General features: G+C 43.9%; 2 protein-coding genes. One reads left to right on the top strand and one right to left on the bottom strand.

Features of this window, described 5'->3' with window-relative positions; all coding sequences use genetic code 11:
* The coding region (locus tag WBA23_RS05140; RefSeq protein ID WP_424581177.1) for a DUF2723 domain-containing protein at positions 1 to 1,608 on the bottom strand (1,608 nt) is incomplete at its 3' end.
* 276 nt (positions 1,609 to 1,884) lie between these two features.
* On the opposite strand from WBA23_RS05140, the gene WBA23_RS05135 reads away from it, so the two are divergent.
* The coding region (locus WBA23_RS05135; protein ID WP_424581176.1) for a hypothetical protein at positions 1,885 to 3,045 on the top strand (1,161 nt) is incomplete at its 3' end.

Here is a 3,045-nt window from a genome sequence, read left to right as displayed (position 1 = left end):
GAATGATCCAGCGTAGATATAATCTCGCTCCCGCGGTTCTACGGGAGGAGAGTTTAAGTATACCACCAGTCCAATGCCAGTAAGTAGAAAGAGTACGCCTACCACTGAGAAACTCTTAACATCCCGTCGGTATTGAAAGAACAGACCAATTAGCCCTAACGCCAGGGGTAGCATAAAAAACTGATTACGCCCTTTATTCTGGGCCAAAATATCGGGTACATCAGCATCGCCTTCCCATGGGCGTAGCCAGGCTGCTTCTTTGATATCACTCTCTCGCCCCGCAAAATTCCACATAAAGTAGCGCATATACATATGCCCGAGTTGATAGCGAAAAAAGAAACCCAGATTATCTAGAAATTTAGGTTCTTCATTAGGTCGGAGATTCATCCACTGCCGATACAACTGCGGGTGGTTTCCCTGGGTGCTGTACGCCCGAGGAAAGATCGTGCTCTTCTTTGGGTCGTACGTATTCTCTAGTTTGTAATCAGAAATCACATACTTTTCTTCCCCTTTCTCGTAAACCGGAGCTCCTTCTTCCTGCGCAACTAGCTCGGCAGTGAAATACTGGCCGTAGGCTAACGGACGGCTACCGTATTGCTCCCGCTTTAGATATGAAGTGAAACTGATGAATGTTTCGGGGTTGTTTTCGTCGATGGGTGGGTTGTAACGAGAACGAATAATTACTAGCGAGTAGCAAGAATAACCAATTAGAATAAAGGTTAGTCCCAACAAGAATGTGTTAAGTATCGGCATTTTATGCTGAACCGAATAACGGATGCCGTATACTAATCCACCAATGAGCAGTAAGCCAAAGATAACAAAACCCGAACCGAACGGCAATCCGATACTATTGACCGAGAACACTTCTATTTTACCCGCAATCGTCGGTAAACCCGGGATAATTCCGATCAATATTAGTATGATAAATGCTCCGCTGATTACTAAAGTAGTTACTATCCCTCGAGTGGTAGGCTGATGCTTGTGGAAATAATAAATTAAACCTAAGGCTGGAATAGTTACTAAGTTGAGCAGGTGAACTCCGATAGAAAGTCCCATGGTGTAGGCAATCAGAATGAGCCAACGATTGGCGGCCGCTTCATCTTCAATGTTCTCCCACTTCAAAATAGCCCAGAAAACGAAAGCAGTAAAAAATTGTGACAGACCGTATACTTCGGCTTCCGTAGCTGAAAACCAGATAGAATCAGAGAAAAGACCCGCTAGCGCGCCGATAATTCCCCCTCCCAGTATCCAAATTTTTTGCGCTGAGGTTGCTACTCCAGATTTTACTCCTAGTACTTTGTGACCCAACAAGGTGATAGTCCAGAACAAGAACATAATAGCAAAGGCTGTACTGATAACGCTCACCATATTTACCCAGTAGGCAACCATTTGCTCATCGCCAAAGGATAAAAATGAGAACAAGCGGCCAATTAGCAGAAATAAAGGTGCGCCCGGAGGATGAGGAACTTCTAGTTTATAGGATACGGCAATGAACTCGCCACAATCCCAGAAACTAGCGGTTTCTTCCACAGTCAGCATATAAACCAGAAGGGATACCGCAAAAATTCCCCAGCCGATAAAGTCATTAAGCTTTTTGTATGTCAGCATGAACCTGCAACTACGTTATAAAATAGGATTGCAAAACTAATCGAAACCCCGTAGGATAAAAACGATTTCGGCAACTACCGTAAAGTTAGTACGTGGTTAGGCTCAGATAAATTTCGTAGGTACTGAAATTTAACATTTTTTAGCAATCGAAGTGAAACGATCACCATGAAATGGTTACTATATAGTTCTCAAAGCAAATGATTATTACTTCGCTAAATTTATTTTTGTTTCTTGTGTGGAATTTAGACCAATGTAGCATCCTACTGAGAAAGTGCTATGAGATTTTTCATTCTACTAATTGGTTCCTTATTTTTCCTTCAGGATACCCCACCTGAACCATACCAGTTCTCGGAGGAGATAGCAACACACACATTAGCCGAACCTTCTGATTTTGCCTATCAAAAAGTCGCTTGGCAGTATTCGTTTGTTGGTGAGTACCAAAAGGCACTGTGGAGCTACGAACAACTGGGTTCAGGGTATCCTACTCTATCCGAAGAAGAAGAGGCCCGCTTTCTGTCCTTTCGCCCCGCTCCAGCCCGCGATTATATTCTGGATAGAGCCGAACAAAAACAAATCATTATTATTAACGAAGCGCACCATCAACCGCTGCACCGGGTGTTTACCACTTCTTTGTTAGCAGGATTATACGAGCGAGGTTATCGCTTCTTAGGTCTGGAAGCGTTAGCCCATACCGATACTGTGCTTCATGAGCGAGGTTATCCGGTACTTAGTTCAGGATACTACACCCAGGAACCGCAATTCGGAAATTTAGTACGCGAAGCATTAGAACTAGGCTACACGGTTTTCCCCTACGAAACCCAGATTCAGGCGAACGGCAAGGAGCGGGAGATTCAGCAGGCAAGAAATATTGAGCAAGTGATTAAAGCTAATCCTGACGGAAAATTTTTGATTCACTGTGGCTTTGGCCATGTAGTAGAATCAGAAGTACCCGGTTGGGAAAAAGCAATGGCTGGTAGGGTAAAGGAGTACACCGCAATAAATCCTTTCACCATCAATCAGGAGATTTTAACTGAGCACTTTTCCCGCGAAACCGAAAATCCGTATTTTCAGTTGGTTGATACGTTAGATTACCCGGCTATCTTTATCGATGCCAATAACGAAGCTTTTCACGGGGGAATAGGTGACAATCGCTTTGATGCCCGACTATTTCATCCGCGCACCATCTACACTAACGGCCGTCCCGACTGGCTGCTAATGGATGGTCAGCGTAATTTATATACGATAAGCGACAGTATCATCACGATTGATTATCCGGTACTGGTTAAGGCTTACGCTGAGAGTGAAGGTGATGAGGCCGTACCAGTAGACGTTATTGAACTTCAAGAATACCCCAACGAAAAATCGTTAGTTCTACCGGAAGGAAAGTTTAGGTTGCAAGTAATCAATCTGAAAGGTGATTCGCTAGCTAGTCACGTT

The organism is Tunicatimonas sp., assembly GCF_049647865.1.
Lineage (GTDB): Bacteria > Bacteroidota > Bacteroidia > Cytophagales > Cyclobacteriaceae > Tunicatimonas.
This window is presented reverse-complemented; position numbering and strand designations above follow the sequence as displayed.